Genomic DNA, 15,510 nt, shown 5'->3' on the forward strand with positions numbered 1-15,510 from the left:
GCCGCACCTGATCTGCCGACAGAAATTGCGCTTCATCCACCAGCACACAACTGACCTTGGGTGTTTCTGCCAAAAAATCAAAATGGCTATCAAAGACGTCAGCCTGTCTTTGTGGCCCCAGTCGCGAAGTCACTTTGCCTGCGCCGTAACGGTTGTCGATGGCAGCTGTGTAGAGAAGAACTTTTTGTCCCTGCTCTTCATAATTGTGTGCCACTTGTAAAAGCGCTGTGGATTTCCCTGCGTTCATTGCTGAATATCTGAAGTAAAGCTTGGCCATGCCTGTTTCCTGTTGGTTCCTGATGACTGTTGCCGACCTGGCATATGTTGCTGGTGAGAACAGTCGCTGTTATTAATTTTATTGAAGTAAAAAAAATTTTATTTTTGGGTCTTGAAACTCTTTGAGCCAGTACCATTTTCTACTCAGCAGATGCTCAAACGTGAGGTCTGCGAAAGAAGGTAAAAAGCAATAGTTTTAAAAAATAGTTTCTAAACATTTAATTTATATCGCTTCAATTTATAAGGATATTATCATGCGTAATTTTGACTTCGCTCCTCTGTACCGTTCCGCTATCGGTTTTGACCGTCTCGCACAATTGTTCGATGATGCACAACGTACAGAAAATGCACCCAGCTATCCCCCTTACAATATTGAGTTGATCGCCGAAGATAAATATGCGATCACCATGGCAGTTGCCGGTTTTGACCGCAGCGAAATCGACATCGAAACCGAACGCGATACACTGAAAATTGTAGGTCGCCGCCAAAAGGCTGAAGGCACACGCAATTTCCTGCACCGTGGTATTGCCTCACGTGATTTTGAACACCGTTTCCGTCTGGCAGATCATGTCAAAGTCGTCAGCGCCCGTCTCGATAACGGCTTGCTGAATATCGAACTGGTACGTGAAATTCCAGAAGCACACAAACCACGCCGCATCCTGATTGATGGCGATAATCTGCAACTGGTAGAGTCACAAAACCAGGCGCAAAATCAATTGCAACGTCAGGTCGCTTAAGCAATATCAAGCAGTATCAAGCAATAAGTTTTGCCCATGCGTACACATGGGCCAGTCATCCAAAAATGAAGTAAAAAAGCATGGGTTTGCCCATGCTTTTTTTATTGCCAAAAAACTGCTGGCTTGCAAAAGAGCTTTTCAATATTTATAAAATTTTTATGTGGCAAGTCTACTCTTTTTGGGTAAAATAGCGCCAAAAATCAGTGACTTAACTCATTTCAGCAGCAATAATCATTCACGAGTTTATTACTTGCTGATGACCCGCTGATGCCCTGAATAATTTTATAGAGCTGCCTATGAGAAAGACCCTGAAGTCTGGCATTTTCTCGATGGGACTGCTGCTATGTCTGAACTGTGCCATGCATATACCCGCTCATGCAGCGGAAGACGGCACCGACTTGAATCTGACTACCCTCACCGGCGACTGGAATGGCCAGCGCCAGGCCTGGCTGGACCAGGGTATCAGTCTGGATTTCACGCATCGTAGCGACATCGTACGCAATCAAGATGGTGGTATCGCCACCGGCACCAGATGGCTATCTTATACCGATGCCAGGATACGCCTCGACCTGAACAAGTTAGCGGGATGGGAAGGCTGGACTGCCTATACCCAATACCATAGCGAACTCGGCGGCAAACCAAACCTGCAAAAAACCGGCAGTTTAATCGGCGTTGATAATATTGAAGTCAGGACCAATACCGCTCAGTTTTCGGCATTATGGCTGGAAAAGAGCATGCTTGATGACAGGCTGGCTATGCTGGTCGGCCTGTACGCCATCGATTCAGAATTTTATGTGACCGACAGTTCTGGCGTATTTCTGCAACCTGCCATGGGCATGAATATTTCTGTTGGGCAGACTGGCAAGAATGGGCCGCCCATCTACCCCATGGCGTCTTTTGGTACGCGCCTGCGCTACAAATCGGCGGACAAAAATACTTATGTCCAAATGGCCTTGCTCGACGGTGTGCCGGGTGACCCGGCCAACCCACGTGGCAGCCATATCAAGTTTGATAAAGGTGATGGCGTCTTGCTCATGGCCGAGGCCGGGCATTATGGCGAAAAACCTGGTGGCGATGAAAAGGCCATCAACAAAACTGCCATAGGCATGTGGCGCTACAGCGCCAGCTTTGATGACCTCATCAGCCTGGATGCCAATGGCAAGCCAGTGCAACGCAAGAATTTTGGCTGGTATATCCTGACAGAACGTACGTTGCTGCCAAAAGCCGGGCATCCTGGCCAGGGCTTGCAAGGCTTCTTGCGTTTTGGTACGGCGCAGAAAGATATCAACCAGTCTGACTGGTCAGTGAACATGGGCTTGAATTATGTTGGGCTTTTCGATGGACGTGGCGAGGATCAACTGGCGCTGGGGATGACCTATGCCCATGCCAGTGAAAAATATCGCAAGCTCAACAAGGCCGATAATTTTGAATCTGTAGTCGAGGCGACTTATAAAATGCAAATACGCCCCTGGCTGGTGATACAGCCAGTGGTGCAATGCGTGTTCAATCCGAATATGGATACGAAGCTGAAAAAAAGCCTGGGTGCTAAGTTTGAGAACGGAAGTGGCGTTTTAAGAATTTAGGAAAATTTAGGGCAAGATGATGCTGGACTTGTTCACTTCACGTATATCCTTAGTCCCCGTCAAAGCCATGCTGACATCCAGTTCACTCTGTAAGATTTCCAGCATTTTAGTGACGCCTGCTTCACCCATGGCACCCAGGCTATACAAAAAGGCACGCCCTATCATGCTGCCCTTTGCACCCAGGGCAGTGGCCTTGAGTATGTCTTGTCCTGTGCGTATACCACCGTCAAACCAGACTTCGGTCTGGTGACCCACCGCATCGACGATTGCTGGCAAAGCCTGTATCGATGACATCGCACCATCAAGCTGGCGGCCACCGTGGTTGCTGACGACAATGGCGTCAGCACCGGCGGCCACCGCCAGCCTGGCATCCTCGACATCGAGTATGCCTTTGAGTATCAGCTTGCCGCCCCATTCTTTCTTGATCCAGGCGACATCGTCCCAGCTCAGCGTAGGGTCAAACTGGCTGGCCGTCCATTGACTCAGCGTGACTATGCCATCGCCACCTTTGACGTGGCCGACGAGATTGCCGAAAGTCTTGCGGCCAGTCAAAGCGCGCAGTGCCCAGGCTGGTTTGGTAGCGAGATCAATGACATTCGCCAGGGTCAGCTTGGGCGGCACCGACATGCCGTTTTTCAAGTCTTTATGGCGCTGCCCCAAAATTTGCAAATCCAGGGTGAGTACCAGGGCCGAGCATTTGGCATTCTTTGCCCTTTGTATAAGTTCTTTGACAAAGCCGCGGTCACGCATGACATATAGCTGGAACCAGAAAGGCTTGCTGGTGACGCTGGCCACATCTTCTATCGAACAGATGCTCATGGTCGATAAGGTAAAGGGGATGCCGAATTTTTCTGCCGCAATCGCCCCCAGCATTTCACCATTGGCCCATTGCATGCCAGTCAGGCCGGTAGGTGCTATCGCCACTGGCATGGCAACTTCCTGGCCTATCATGGTAGTGCGGGTAGTGCGGTGCTCTACATTGATGGCAACCCGCTGTCTCAGTTTGATGGATGCCAGGTCGTTAGTATTGGCCTTGTAAGTCGCTTCTGTGTAAGAGCCGCTGTCCGCATAATCATAAAATGCTTTTGGTACGCGTTTTTTCGCCAGCAGGCGCAAATCTTCTACACAGGTGATCACAGGCATGAGGGATTACTCCAGCTAGTTAAATAATATAGGTCTAGTGTAGGGGATAAGCACACTTGCATGGCAGAAAAGCTTTCAGACTTTGCATGAAGGATTTTCAGCAGTGCGGGATATTATTCAAGGAAGCGTGCAGAGATCAGACCACGCAGCCACTGATTACCGGCATCCTGGTTGTAGCGTCTGTGCCAGAACATATTGGTTTGCAGAGCAGGCAGGCGCAAAGGCGGTTTGACATAGCGCAAGCCAAAGGGCGCGGCGGCACGCTCGGCCAGCTTTTGCGGCACGGTCACCAGCAAATCATTGCAACTGACTATGTAGGGAACGGCAACAAAATGGGGGACGCGCAAATGGGCGGCTGCGATGATGCCCGCTTTTTCCAGGCTTTGGTTGACTTTCGCATAAGGGTTTTCATTTGAAGCAACAATCAAATGACGTGCCGCCAGAAAATCCTTCATCTCCAGTCTGTCTGCCGCCAGCGGGTGGCTTTGCCTGAACATACAGACATAGTTTTGCCGGAACAGGCGGCGCTGGTACCAGGCATCTGATAAATGATCAAACGCACCTATGGCCAGATCAACCCTGCCTGATTCCATTTCTGTTTTCAAATCAATATCACTGGCACGTACGGTCGATAATTGCACCTGTGGTGCCTGGGTATGCAGAAATTCTGCCAGTATGGGCATGAAATACACTTCCCCCACATCCGTCATGGCGATCGTGAAATGGCGCTTGCTGCTGGCGGGGTCAAAGTTTTCCTGACGGTTCAGGGCCTGAGTGATATGGGTCAGTGCCAGTGCCACAGGCTCGGCCAGTTGTTCTGCTAGCGCCGTGGGTTGCATGCCCGTTGCTGTACGTACAAATAATTCATCATCAAAACTGCGCCGCAAGCGCGCCAGAGCGTTGCTGACTGCTGGCTGAGACAAGCCCAGCTTGCGGGCGACAGAGGATATCTGGCGGTCTTGATACACTTCCTGGAAGACCACCAGCAGGTTTAAGTCTATGTCTTTGGGTTCCAGCATAATATTCCACCATTATTGATCTTATGAATGTAGTACATTTTTGTATTTATATCGTAAAACACAGCACTTTGCATTAAAGTTCAGGTCTGTTCAAACACGAATGGCAGGATCAGCGATGAGCAAGCATGACGCAAGAGAAGTTCAACTTCAGTACCAGACTGGTTTTGCGAATGAATTCGCGACCGAGGCATTGCCAGATGCCTTGCCCAAGAGCCAGAATTCCCCACAGAAATGCGCCTATGGCCTGTATGCCGAGCAAATCTCGGGCACGGCCTTTACCGCCCCGCGCCATGTGAACCGCCGTTCCTGGGTATATCGCATACGCCCGGCTGCCATGCACCAGCCTTTCCAGCAAGCCAGCAATGGCCGCATGACTAACGATTTTGGTGCAACACCAACAACACCAAATCAATTGCGCTGGGACCCCATGCCGATACCGGCAGAAGCAACTGATTTCATCGCTGGCTGGATGACCATGGCAGGCAATGGTTCTGCCGATGCCCAGACCGGCTGTGCCATCCATATCTACACCGCCAACCGTGACATGACGACGCGGTTTTATTACAACGCTGACGCTGAACTGCTCATCATTCCCCAGCAAGGTCGCCTGCATATCCGCACCGAAATGGGTTTGATTGATATAGAGCCGCAAGAAATCGCCGTGATACCGCGTGGTGTACGCTTCCAGGTGCACCTGCCAGATGGTGAAGCCCGTGGCTATGTCTGTGAAAACTTTGGTTCCATTTTGAAGTTGCCAGACCTTGGCGTCATCGGCTCTAACGGTCTGGCCAATCCGCGTGATTTCCAGACCCCGGTTGCCTGGTATGAAGACAAGGAAGGTGATTTTGAATTGCTGGCCAAGTTCAGCGGTAATCTGTGGTCGGCAAAGATAGGTCATTCACCTCTGGATGTGGTGGCATGGCATGGCAATTTCGCGCCTTACAAATATGATTTGCGCCACTTCAATACCATAGGCTCCATCAGCTATGACCATCCTGATCCGTCTATCTTCCTGGTCTTGCAGGCAGCCAGCGATACGCCAGGTGTGGATACCATAGACTTTGTGATTTTCCCGCCACGCTGGCTGGCGGCAGAAAACACTTTCCGCCCACCCTGGTTCCACCGCAATATCGCCAGTGAATTCATGGGCCTTATCCATGGTCAGTATGATGCCAAGTCAACCGGTTTTCGCCCTGGTGGTGCCAGCCTGCATAATTGCATGAGCGGTCATGGCCCCGATGCACCGACCTTTGACAAGGCATCTGCAGCAGATACCAGCAAGCCACATAAAGTCGATGATACGATGGCCTTCATGATAGAAACGCGCAATATCATCAAACCTACCCGCGCTGCCATGGAAGCCACGCAATTGCAGGCTGACTATTTCCAGTGCTGGCAGGGTATCAAGAAAAATTTCAATCCGGAGCAAAAATAAATGACGGTACAACTCAACGAAACCCATGATGCCAGCTTGCGCAGCTGGGTCACCACGGCTAATCAGGCAGGCACCGATTTCCCCCTGCAAAACCTGCCGTATGGCGTGTTCCGTCGCCAGGGCAGTAACCAGGCATTCCGTATCGGTGTTGCCATTGGCGACCAGGTGCTGGACCTGGCGGCAGCCCACGCAGCCCATGCTTTTGCCGGTTATACCGAATTGCAGGGCGGGCATTTCACCAGTGCCGTCAATGCCAGCAACCTGAATGCTCTGATGGGCCTGGGTACACCAGTCTGGTCAGCCCTGCGTCTGGCATTGTCACGCGTTTTGCGTGAAGGTGCGAGCCAGCAAGGTGCATTGCAAGCCTGCCTGCTGGCGCAAACGGTGGCAGAATTTGCCCTGCCTGCACATATTGGTGATTACACCGACTTTTATACTTCTGTTCATCATGCGACAGCGGTTGGCAAATTATTTCGCCCGGATAATCCTTTGCTGCCAAACTACAAATGGGTACCTATTGGCTACCATGGCCGCGCATCTTCGATAGGCGTATCCGGCCAGCAATTCCGCCGTCCGGTAGGTCAGACCAAACCGCCAACATCCGAGACCCCAGTTTTTGGTCCAGCCAAGCGCATGGATTATGAAATGGAAATCGGCATCTTCATCGGGCCCGGCAATGCGCTTGGCGATGTCATTAATATGGACAAGGCAGAATCCCATATCTTTGGTCTGTGCCTGTTGAATGACTGGTCAGCCCGTGATGTGCAGGCATGGGAATACCAGCCTCTGGGCCCTTTCCTGGCGAAGAATTTTGCTTCCACTATTTCCCCCTGGGTAGTGACACTGGAAGCCCTGGCACCTTACCGCCTCGCCTGGACACGCGATGCAGAAGACCCGCAACCCATGGCTTATCTGGATGCACCAGATTTGCGTGAAAGCGGTGCCTTCGATATACAACTGGAAGTCTTGTTGCAGACAGAAAAAATGCGCACTGAAGGTGCGCCGGCAGAACGTTTGTCGCTGTCCAACTTCCGCCATTCTTACTGGACGATAGCGCAACTGGTCACCCATCATACGGTCAATGGCTGCAATCTCAACCCGGGTGATTTGCTGGGCTCAGGTACGCAATCCGGCCCATTGGCAGAAGAGGCAGGTTCACTGCTGGAACTGACTGAGGGTGGCAAGAAGCCACTGACTTTCAGCAATGGCGAACAACGTGTTTTCATGGAAGATGGAGACGCCATCATCATGCGCGGCTGGACGCAAAAAGATGGTTGGGCACGTATCGGCTTTGGTGAGGTTGTGGGCACTTTGTTGCCAGCCAGGACTTGATGCTGGATTCCGCCGACAGGAATCGAAGCTGTATCTTATCAAACGGGACCGATGGTCCCGTTTTTTTTCGTCATATTTCCTCAAACCTGCTGTGATGGCTTTGTATGTTTTTTTACCGCATGATCCGGTCATGCTCAATTCAGTTTTTGAGATCATGCTGCTAAAAGCAAACGAAGAAAATCATCCTCCAAAGTCTGTAGCAATGATGCTGCCATTGCCCACCAGTTTTACCATGAAATCCCCGGCATCGACTGCACTCAAGTTAGTGCCTATGTTTTCAAAAGCATAGTTACCGGCGGCTGTGCCTGAATAAATCGTAATGTAAAGAGCCTGGCTTGCAGCGCTCAAGGGAATGCCAGCGCTGGCAGCCGCGTCAGCAATGAGGCCGGCTAATTGTGCGGTATCGGCTGTAGCGATAGCGATACTGTTCAGGCTGCCAGCCTTGACACCCGTCCAGAATCTATCGGCCCCAACGGCCTTGAAATTGAATATCGTATCTGGTGTGCCATCACCAAATAAGGAACCTTTGGCCATGATTGTTTCTACACCAGCCCCAACGGCAGAGAGTTTGATGGTATCTGCAGACGTGCTGCCCATAATGTTGACATGGCTGCTACCGGTCCCCAGCAGATTAAGGGTTTGTCCACCACTACCGAGCTGGATAACTCTCAAGCTGACATCCTTGTTGAAATTCAGCGTGATTCCGGCACCATCTGCATTGACAAACGAGTCACCACCACCGCCGTTGACGATGATGGTTTCAATATTGCGTACCTTGTTAAGGTTTCTGCTGCCAGTCAATACGCCCAGATCCAGTGTGTCCGCACCAGCGCCGCCATCGATTGTGGTGCTCATGGCATATTGTGCATCTGTAATGTGAAAGACATCGTCCCCTGGACCACCTGCCAGGCTGACATCGCCTTTGAAAAAATGTGTACCCTGAGCGAAATCCAGGCGCAGGACATTAATCAGGTCGCGTCCGTAGCCCCCTGGGACATTGGCTAAATCAGTCACGATGGAATGTGTATATCCACTCAATAAGCTGGCTGTTGCAGGGCTGCTTACCAGGCTCAGAAAATCTCTGCCTATACTTGAGCCGGATATTCCTGCGACATCGTGTTGGTAAACAACCAGTAGTTCAACTGTCGTCAGCTCAGCAGTAAATGACTCTGCCATGCTGTTTTTGCTGGCAAGCGTAATGGCATCAGCGCCGATTGCGCCATTGGCAATGGCCAGTGCGGCCTGACCCAGGCTGACTACGCCGCTACTGATCTTTCCGCTCCAGTAAGCCAGGCCAGCAGCATCGGCATCGTGTGAGAACAGGTTTTTATACATCAGCTTAAGCGTTTCTTCTATGGTGTGGCCTCCAAAATATCTTTGGTATTCAGCTTGCTGCGCAAAGCTATCAGCGATCTGTGTCAGCGAGAAATTTTGCTTCATCCAATAATCCAGACCGATAGGATCTGCTGGCCTGCCGAAGTAGGCAGTGTATATTTTTTGTATATCCGGAGCTGTGTTGGCCATGAATTTTCCTTTTGAAAAAATGCGGTGAGGAAGTCTGCAATAAATGCATAGTCATATCACTTCCAAATTCTGGCCGGATATTAGCACTTGAAATCATGCAGTGTTGTGATGCGTGTCACAACATTTTGATGAACATAAAAAGGAAAATAAATAGGGTGGAACTTCAGCTCAATAACAGCGCGGAAAGAAAATTTTTGGTGAAATATACATGCCATCAACGCTGGCCAAGCACTTGTTTGCCAGCATTAAACAGTGTGAATCTATATCGAAATATGAATGAAGAATTCATTGATTTCAACATGCAGTAATGCAGATTTTTTTGGTGAAAAAGTGGTGTTAGACCAGAACAGAAAATCTTTCGCATGCGCGGCATTTATTTCTGTTTCCACTGCTACAGTCTGTAGCAACATGCCCTGCTAACTCTCCGTTATCAGGGCATGTCATTTCAGATGTGGGATATGCTAAATTTGTACCCAGTTACCTTTGAATATAATCGGTCCGGATGGTTTTTCAGGATTACCCGATCCACCTTTTGGTTCCAGCGTCACTGCCAGCAAAGGTACGCTGTCTGCAGTCATGTCCTTGGGCATAGGCAAAGTGATGATACCTTTGTCGGCGACCAGACCCAGCGATTTGACTTTGCCATCTTTGCCCACTGCCCATAATTCCAGGCTCTTGTCAGCAGCGATGTTTTGCGCTGTCACCATACGTATCTGTAACTGGCCGCGTTTGCTGTCGCCAGTAATCACTGCGATAGCCTGTGCCTTGTCATCCGACAAAGTGGCGACATAATTGGTTTGTGGTGTCGCCTGTTGATCCGCCTGTTTGCTCAGCAAGACAGATACCAGTATCACGGCGGCGGTAGTTGAGAACATGCCCAGGCCACGCCAGAAAGCCAGGTCTTCGCGCAGCTTGCCCCAGTTGCGCCAGTAGGCCCATGGGTCTCTGGTGGTGCTCAGGTTCAGGCGTTTTTCCAGCGCTGGCCAGACTGTTGCCGGTGCTGTGACAGCTGGTGAAAATTCAGCCATCGGGACGAGATGTGCTTCCCATTGGCCTACCACCTGGCGCAAGGCTGCATCCTGTTTCAGCCACGCGTCAAAACGACGGCGTGCGCCACCGCGTAAGGTACCCAGCACATATTCAGAAGCCAGTTTTTCCTGCAAAGCCGGATTGCTTTTGATTTGGTGTAAGTTCATCATGCCTCCAGACGTGTGAGGCAGGTACGCAACTTGTCGAGTCCGCGCCTGATCCAGGTCTTGACCGTCCCTATCGGCAATTTCATGTGATCTGCTACCTCGCTATGTGAGAGATCATGGAAAAATGCCATCGCCATTGCCTGCCTGTGCAAACCTTCCAGGCGTGACATGCAGGAGGCCAGTGCTTTGGCATCCTCAGTCATTTCCAGCGCCCGTGCCGGTGTAGTTTCAGTGCTTTCCATGGCTTGCATGATTCCCATATCAAAATTGTCAGCATCGATTTCCACATCGTGATCCACACGACGCAAGAGATCAAAAGCGCGATTGCGTACGATAGTTGTCATCCAGGTCATGGGTGCTGCCAGACCGGCCTGATAACTGCCCGCGTTATTCCAGATGTTGACAAAACTCTCTTGTAAAACCTCTTCTGCCAACTCACGCTTAACTAATATACGCAGCGCGAAGCCAAACAGTTTCGCTGAAGTAGCGTCATACAGAAATTTAAATGCCTGAGCGTCTTTGCGGGCGACGGCGGCTAGCCAGTTTTGTAACTGGCTGGTATCCAGAGCGGCAGTGGGCAATTGCTTATCCAATCTTGGCTGGGTTATGGAGCTGAATTTGGCAGGGCAAGGCTGATTTTAGTCGATTTTGCATGTATCAATACTTATTGCTTTTCTGTATGCATGAACAGAGAAGGGTGTTGTTCGGCATATTCACGCAAGAGGTTCCAGACCACGCGCACCCTTTGCAGGCGGTACAGGTCGCTCGGTGCGGCCAGCCAGTAGGAACGCTCGGTAAAAAAGCTGTCTTGCAAAACAGGCACCAGGCTGCCGCTGGCCGGGATGGCATAGGGTGGAGCCATGATCAGGCCCATGCCAGCCGCTGCGGCCTCACACTGCGCCATCATGCCTGTACAGCACAAGCGCCGTTTCGGTGTGAAGCCCAGTTTGTCGAGAAAATTGAGTTCGCTGCTGGCCAGGCGGTCTTGTACATAATCGACAAATTCATGATTGGCCAGATCGGCTTCTGTTCGTATCGGCGGGTGGCGTGCCAGATAATCTGGCGACGCATACAGGTTAAGCCTGAAAGTCACCAGACGGGTGAATACATAGCGCCCGGTATTCGGTGGGTCCAGCATGACACCCAGGTCGGCCTCACGGGTTGCCAGATTGGCGAAGCGTGGCTGCACCAGCAAATCTACACTCAGATCGGGGTGGTCTTTTAACAGATGCACCAATAGTGGGGCAATCACCAGAGTGCCCAGCATTTCTGGTACACCCAGGCGCACCACGCCATGGGCTGAGACACTGGCAGCGCCCAGTTGATCGGTGGCTGTCAGGGCCGCGCTTTCCATGGCTTCTGCGTGCGGCAGCAGGGCATGGCCCATTTCGGTCAGCTCATAGCCTTCCCGGCTGCGGTCAAACAGGGTGGAGCCCAGTTGTGTCTCCAGCCGGTCTATGCGACGTGCCACAGTGGTATGTTCCACCGCCAGGCGGCGCGACGCACCAGACAGCGTGCCCGCACGGGCAAGCTCCAGGAAGTAACGCAGGTCAGTCCATTCAGGCATGCTATTCATGGGTCAATTGTGCGGTAAAGCACATATGCCAGCAAGATTTAATCCATTTCTTCTTTGCAAGAATGAAAGAATTGGGGGTTTTGCACAACAACTGAGCAGTTTTAAGCGGTTTCAATTACCACGCCTTCACTCTGATGTGCATTTATGCACAAAGGGTGGGCGTGCATGCGCTTTCTAGGTTTTTTCTTTCCGTGCACACTGCCTGCCATGCGACATACAACATGTAAGAACGTGTTTGCGATCTTACTGCGCAAGCGTGATCGGGGCTCATGCGCTGCTCAAAATGCTCATGTACTTAAGTACATTCCGCTTTTTGCGCTGCGTTTTTGTTACCCTCAACCCCGCTGACGCTGGCTCGCTATAGATCGTAAACGCGTTCTAAAAGGCGCACATAAAAAATACAGGAGACAGAAATGAACCAGAGCAAGAGAAGGCAGAAATTCTTACGTCGGTCCGCCGCAGCATTGCTGGTCGCATCAGGCACAGTGGCAGGCAGCGGCATGAGCCAGGCACAAACCACGGCACCGGCAACGAATGAAGCCGCTAATGCCGAACCGACTACGGTAGTCGTGACTGCCCGCCGCCGTGAAGAATCCCTGCAAGATGTGCCGGTCTCCGTCACTGCCTACTCTGCTGAGCAGCTCTCCAAAACCGCTGTGCCAGACATCATCGGTCTGGTACAGAGTTTACCCAATACCACCATGAAAGCCTCGCGTGCGACCAACTCCACGCTGACGGCCTTTATCCGCGGTGTTGGCCAGCAAGATCCGTTGGCTGGTTTTGAAGCCGGTGTCGGTATTTATCTCGATGATGTCTACATCGCACGCCCGCAAGGTGCCGTGGCTGATATCTACGATGTAGAACGCATAGAAGTCTTGCGTGGTCCGCAGGGCACCTTGTATGGCCGTAATACCATAGGTGGTGCGGTCAAATATGTGACACGCAAACTGCGGCCGGAAACCGATGTACGCCTGAAAGCGACTGTCGGTACTTATGGCCAGACCGATGCGGTACTGACCGCCAGCACACCAGTATCCGATACGGTCAGAGTCGGTGCCAGCCTGGCAAAATTCAAGCGCAATGGCTATGGCAAGAACCTGCTGACGGGTGCTGAGAACTATGACAAGGACGTTGCCGCCGCCCGCCTCAGTGCAGAATTTACGCCAACTTCCAGCCTGTTCATCCGCCTCTCTGCCGATACCAGCCAGGATGATTCCAGCCCCAAGAATGGTCACCGCCTGACCGTGGGTAATGCCAGCAAGGCACCGGTGCTCGACAATGTATTTGATACCCGCGCCAATCTGACGACGGCGCTGGGCCATTTGCAACAGGTGAAGCAGACAGGCGCTTCTGCCCTGGTGGAATGGCAGATCAACAATGAACTGACTTTGAAATCCATCACCGCCAGCCGTCGCGATACATCTTATGCACCTATCGACTTTGACTCTTTGCCTACCGTCGATCTGGAAGCACCAGCCGTTTACAAGAATCGCCAGTTCAGCCAGGAATTGCAACTCAGTTATAGCGGAAAAACCATACAGGGTGTGGCTGGTGTCTACTACATCGATGCCAATGCCTATAATAAATTCGATACGCTCCTGAATGGTGCCCTGCCTTTGTCGGTGTACACCATGGGTGATGTAGATACCAAGGCATGGGCCGTGTTTGCCGATGGCAGCATGAGCCTGACAGACACTGTCAGCGTTTCTGCCGGTGGTCGCTATACCTCGGACACGCGCCAGGCCGCAGTCTTGCGCCAGTTGTATCTGGGCACCAAGGGCTCGCCAGAACTGGGCAACCCTGGCGCGGTATTGTTCCGCACCGATACCAATCTGAGCAAGGCTGATCTTGACCGCACTGATACCAAGTTCACCCCGCGCCTGTCTTTGAACTGGAAAGCCAATGCCGATAACAATGTCTATGCATCCTGGTCGCAAGGTTTCAAGGGCGGTGGCTTTGATCCACGCATGAATGTGGTTGGCACCAAGATCAGTCTGGCCAAGGCAAAAAGTGGTTACGAGCCTGAAGAAATTGAAACCGTGGAACTGGGCCTGAAGTCACAATTCGACAAGGGCCGCATCATGACCAATGCCGCCCTGTTCTTCAGTAACTACAAGAACGTACAGATACCCGGCTCAGTCGCCGTCGATACGGATGGTGACGGCAAGGACGATAATTTCGCCGGTGTGACCACCAATGCAGGCAAGGCCCGCATCAGGGGTTTTGAGCTGGAAGCAACAGCGCGCATCACTGACGCCTTCCGCTTGTCTGGTATGTTCAGCTATATCGATGCCAAGTACACGCAATTCATTGTCGCCGGTGTCGATGTCGCCAGCCAGAAAGTATTCCAGAATACACCCAAGCAATCTGCCAACCTGACTGCCAGCTATGATTGGCCACTGAGCATGATAGGCAAGAACGGCACGCTGTCACTGATCTCCAGCTATTCCTATCGTGGCGCGACCAATCAGTTCGAGACACCAAATGCACTGCTGGATCAGGATGCCTATTCGCTGTGGGATGCCAGCCTGGTCTGGACCAGCACCGACAAGCGTCTGCGTGCTGGCCTGCATAGCAAGAACCTCAGCAATACCAGGTACAAGGTAGCTGGTTATTTGTTCCCGACCTTGGGCCTGGAAGGCAGCACGACAGCTTTCTATGGCAATCCAAGAACAGTCTCGGCTACGGTGGAATACCGTTTCTAGTCCGGTGACAGCGAGAGGATAATGCGTGACTACTTTCACTGACATCAGCTTTACCAGTACAGATGGCCTGCAATTGTATGCGCGGGATTATCCATCGCAAGGTGGGCAGGCCAAATGTGCAGTCATCTGCATCCACGGCCTGACCCGCAATTCTGGCGACTTTGAAGAGCTGGCACCGTGGATAGCAGAACAGGGCAGGCGCGTGATTGCGGTCGATGTCCGGGGGCGCGGACGTTCCCAGCATGACGCTGACCCCGAGCATTACAACACCGTCACTTATGCCAATGATGTCATCAAGCTGGCCCGTGACCTGGGTATAGGCCGGGCGGTATTCATAGGCACTTCCATGGGTGGCCTCATCACCATGACAGTGGCAGCACGCAAATTGAATCTGATTGCGGCTGCTGTCCTCAATGATGTAGGCCCGGCTTTGTCACCCAAGGGATTGGGCAGGATCGCTGGCTTTGCTGGCAAGGCTGTAGAAGTGAATGACTGGGAAGAGGCCACGCTCTACATACGCCAGGTCAACCTGTCTGCCTTCCCGCAAAACAGCATGGAAGAATGGGCCAAGTGGGCCAGGCGGGCTTTTGGTGAAACCATCAATGGCAAACTGGCGCTGCAATATGATCCTAACATTGCCCGCCCATTGCAAACCGGCCAATTGAAAAGCAAATCCTGGGTCGCCAATTTTGCCTTTCGCCGTCTCGCCAGAAACCGGCCCACATTGCTGATACGTGGTGATCTGTCAGACCTGGTTGAGCCTGAACAGCTCGCCTATATGCAAGACCTGGCACCCAATATGCAATATGCAGAGGTAAATGGCGTAGGCCATGCACCCATGCTGATGGAAGCGCAGGCACAAAAAGCCATCAGGGAATTTTTAGCCACAGTAGATTAAGCGAATTGCAGTATGCTTATGCACACAGTCAAAAAGAGCATGGGAAATGCCGCTGACAAAATGCATGCAGTTCCACAACGTAAAAT

13 protein-coding genes are annotated in these 15,510 nt (G+C 51.7%); 6 read left to right on the plus strand and 7 right to left on the minus strand.

All coding sequences use genetic code 11. From position 1 onward, the window contains the following. A partial coding sequence (locus DFR42_RS10645) for a thymidine kinase (protein WP_425450874.1) occupies positions 1 to 277 on the minus strand: 277 nt, incomplete at its 3' end. A 253-nt stretch (positions 278 to 530) separates the two neighbouring features. Between DFR42_RS10645 and DFR42_RS10650 the strand changes: the two genes are divergently transcribed. Both DFR42_RS10650 and DFR42_RS10655 read left to right on the plus strand, forming a co-directional pair. Then, entirely contained in the window at positions 531 to 1,013 is a 483-nt protein-coding gene (locus DFR42_RS10650; protein ID WP_110254916.1) for an Hsp20 family protein, read from the plus strand. 296 nt (positions 1,014 to 1,309) lie between these two features. Next, the gene (locus DFR42_RS10655; protein WP_110254917.1) at positions 1,310 to 2,596 is read left to right on the plus strand and encodes a carbohydrate porin; all 1,287 of its coding nucleotides are present in this window, start codon (positions 1,310 to 1,312) and stop codon (positions 2,594 to 2,596) included. 6 nt (positions 2,597 to 2,602) lie between these two features. Here the strand turns inward: DFR42_RS10655 and DFR42_RS10660 are convergent, their stop codons facing one another. Both DFR42_RS10660 and DFR42_RS10665 read right to left on the minus strand, forming a co-directional pair. Then, on the minus strand, positions 2,603 to 3,739 hold the full coding sequence (locus tag DFR42_RS10660) for an alpha-hydroxy acid oxidase (RefSeq protein ID WP_110254918.1): 1,137 nt from the start codon (positions 3,737 to 3,739) through the stop codon (positions 2,603 to 2,605). A gap of 113 nt (positions 3,740 to 3,852) precedes the next feature. Further along, a complete protein-coding gene (locus DFR42_RS10665) occupies positions 3,853 to 4,758 on the minus strand; it encodes a LysR family transcriptional regulator (protein ID WP_110254919.1) in 906 nt (301 codons plus the stop codon). Between the two features lie 115 nt (positions 4,759 to 4,873). On the opposite strand from DFR42_RS10665, the gene hmgA reads away from it, so the two are divergent. Both hmgA and fahA read left to right on the plus strand, forming a co-directional pair. After that, positions 4,874 to 6,193, plus strand: a complete 1,320-nt coding sequence (gene hmgA / locus DFR42_RS10670; protein ID WP_110255026.1) for a homogentisate 1,2-dioxygenase — start codon at positions 4,874 to 4,876, stop codon at positions 6,191 to 6,193. After that, positions 6,194 to 7,525 (plus strand): fumarylacetoacetase, encoded by a 1,332-nt coding sequence (gene fahA / locus DFR42_RS10675; protein WP_110254920.1) that lies wholly within the window; start codon positions 6,194 to 6,196, stop codon positions 7,523 to 7,525. A 180-nt stretch (positions 7,526 to 7,705) separates the two neighbouring features. Here fahA and DFR42_RS10680 read toward each other — a convergent pair whose 3' ends face one another. The 4 genes from DFR42_RS10680 to DFR42_RS10695 all read right to left on the minus strand — a co-directional run bounded on the left by DFR42_RS10680 (position 7,706) and on the right by DFR42_RS10695 (position 11,821). After that, positions 7,706 to 9,049, minus strand: a complete 1,344-nt coding sequence (locus DFR42_RS10680) for a DUF4214 domain-containing protein (protein ID WP_110254921.1) — start codon at positions 9,047 to 9,049, stop codon at positions 7,706 to 7,708. A gap of 461 nt (positions 9,050 to 9,510) precedes the next feature. After that, positions 9,511 to 10,245, minus strand: coding sequence for an anti-sigma factor (locus DFR42_RS10685; RefSeq protein ID WP_110254922.1), 735 nt, complete (start codon positions 10,243 to 10,245; stop codon positions 9,511 to 9,513). Further along, positions 10,245 to 10,826 (minus strand): sigma-70 family RNA polymerase sigma factor, encoded by a 582-nt coding sequence (locus tag DFR42_RS10690; protein ID WP_110255027.1) that lies wholly within the window; start codon positions 10,824 to 10,826, stop codon positions 10,245 to 10,247. The genes DFR42_RS10685 and DFR42_RS10690 overlap by 1 nt, the downstream gene beginning before the upstream one ends. Before the next feature lie 83 nt (positions 10,827 to 10,909). After that, a complete protein-coding gene (locus DFR42_RS10695) occupies positions 10,910 to 11,821 on the minus strand; it encodes a LysR family transcriptional regulator (protein WP_110254923.1) in 912 nt (303 codons plus the stop codon). A 413-nt stretch (positions 11,822 to 12,234) separates the two neighbouring features. Between DFR42_RS10695 and DFR42_RS10700 the strand changes: the two genes are divergently transcribed. Both DFR42_RS10700 and DFR42_RS10705 read left to right on the plus strand, forming a co-directional pair. After that, positions 12,235 to 14,526 carry a TonB-dependent receptor gene (locus DFR42_RS10700; protein WP_110254924.1) on the plus strand — a complete coding sequence of 764 codons (2,292 nt, stop codon included), beginning with the start codon at positions 12,235 to 12,237 and terminating at the stop codon, positions 14,524 to 14,526. 25 nt (positions 14,527 to 14,551) lie between these two features. Next, the gene (locus DFR42_RS10705; RefSeq protein WP_110254925.1) at positions 14,552 to 15,424 is read left to right on the plus strand and encodes an alpha/beta fold hydrolase; all 873 of its coding nucleotides are present in this window, start codon (positions 14,552 to 14,554) and stop codon (positions 15,422 to 15,424) included. The last annotated feature ends 86 nt before the right edge of the window (positions 15,425 to 15,510 follow it).

Origin of the sequence: Undibacterium pigrum, from assembly GCF_003201815.1 — a bacterium.
Classification (GTDB): Bacteria; Pseudomonadota; Gammaproteobacteria; order Burkholderiales; family Burkholderiaceae_D; genus Undibacterium; species Undibacterium pigrum.

Excerpts from the sequence above, each read along its gene's own strand:
- DFR42_RS10650 (WP_110254916.1), top strand. The coding sequence starts at position 531 with ATGCGTAATTTTGACTTCGCTCCTCTGTACCGTTCCGCTATCGGTTTT.
- DFR42_RS10655 (WP_110254917.1), top strand. The coding sequence starts at position 1,310 with ATGAGAAAGACCCTGAAGTCTGGCATTTTCTCGATGGGACTGCTGCTA.
- DFR42_RS10660 (WP_110254918.1), bottom strand. The coding sequence starts at position 3,739 with ATGCCTGTGATCACCTGTGTAGAAGATTTGCGCCTGCTGGCGAAAAAA.
- DFR42_RS10665 (WP_110254919.1), bottom strand. The coding sequence starts at position 4,758 with ATGCTGGAACCCAAAGACATAGACTTAAACCTGCTGGTGGTCTTCCAG.
- hmgA (WP_110255026.1), top strand. The coding sequence starts at position 4,874 with ATGAGCAAGCATGACGCAAGAGAAGTTCAACTTCAGTACCAGACTGGT.
- fahA (WP_110254920.1), top strand. The coding sequence starts at position 6,194 with ATGACGGTACAACTCAACGAAACCCATGATGCCAGCTTGCGCAGCTGG.
- DFR42_RS10680 (WP_110254921.1), bottom strand. The coding sequence starts at position 9,049 with ATGGCCAACACAGCTCCGGATATACAAAAAATATACACTGCCTACTTC.
- DFR42_RS10685 (WP_110254922.1), bottom strand. The coding sequence starts at position 10,245 with ATGAACTTACACCAAATCAAAAGCAATCCGGCTTTGCAGGAAAAACTG.
- DFR42_RS10695 (WP_110254923.1), bottom strand. The coding sequence starts at position 11,821 with ATGAATAGCATGCCTGAATGGACTGACCTGCGTTACTTCCTGGAGCTT.
- DFR42_RS10700 (WP_110254924.1), top strand. The coding sequence starts at position 12,235 with ATGAACCAGAGCAAGAGAAGGCAGAAATTCTTACGTCGGTCCGCCGCA.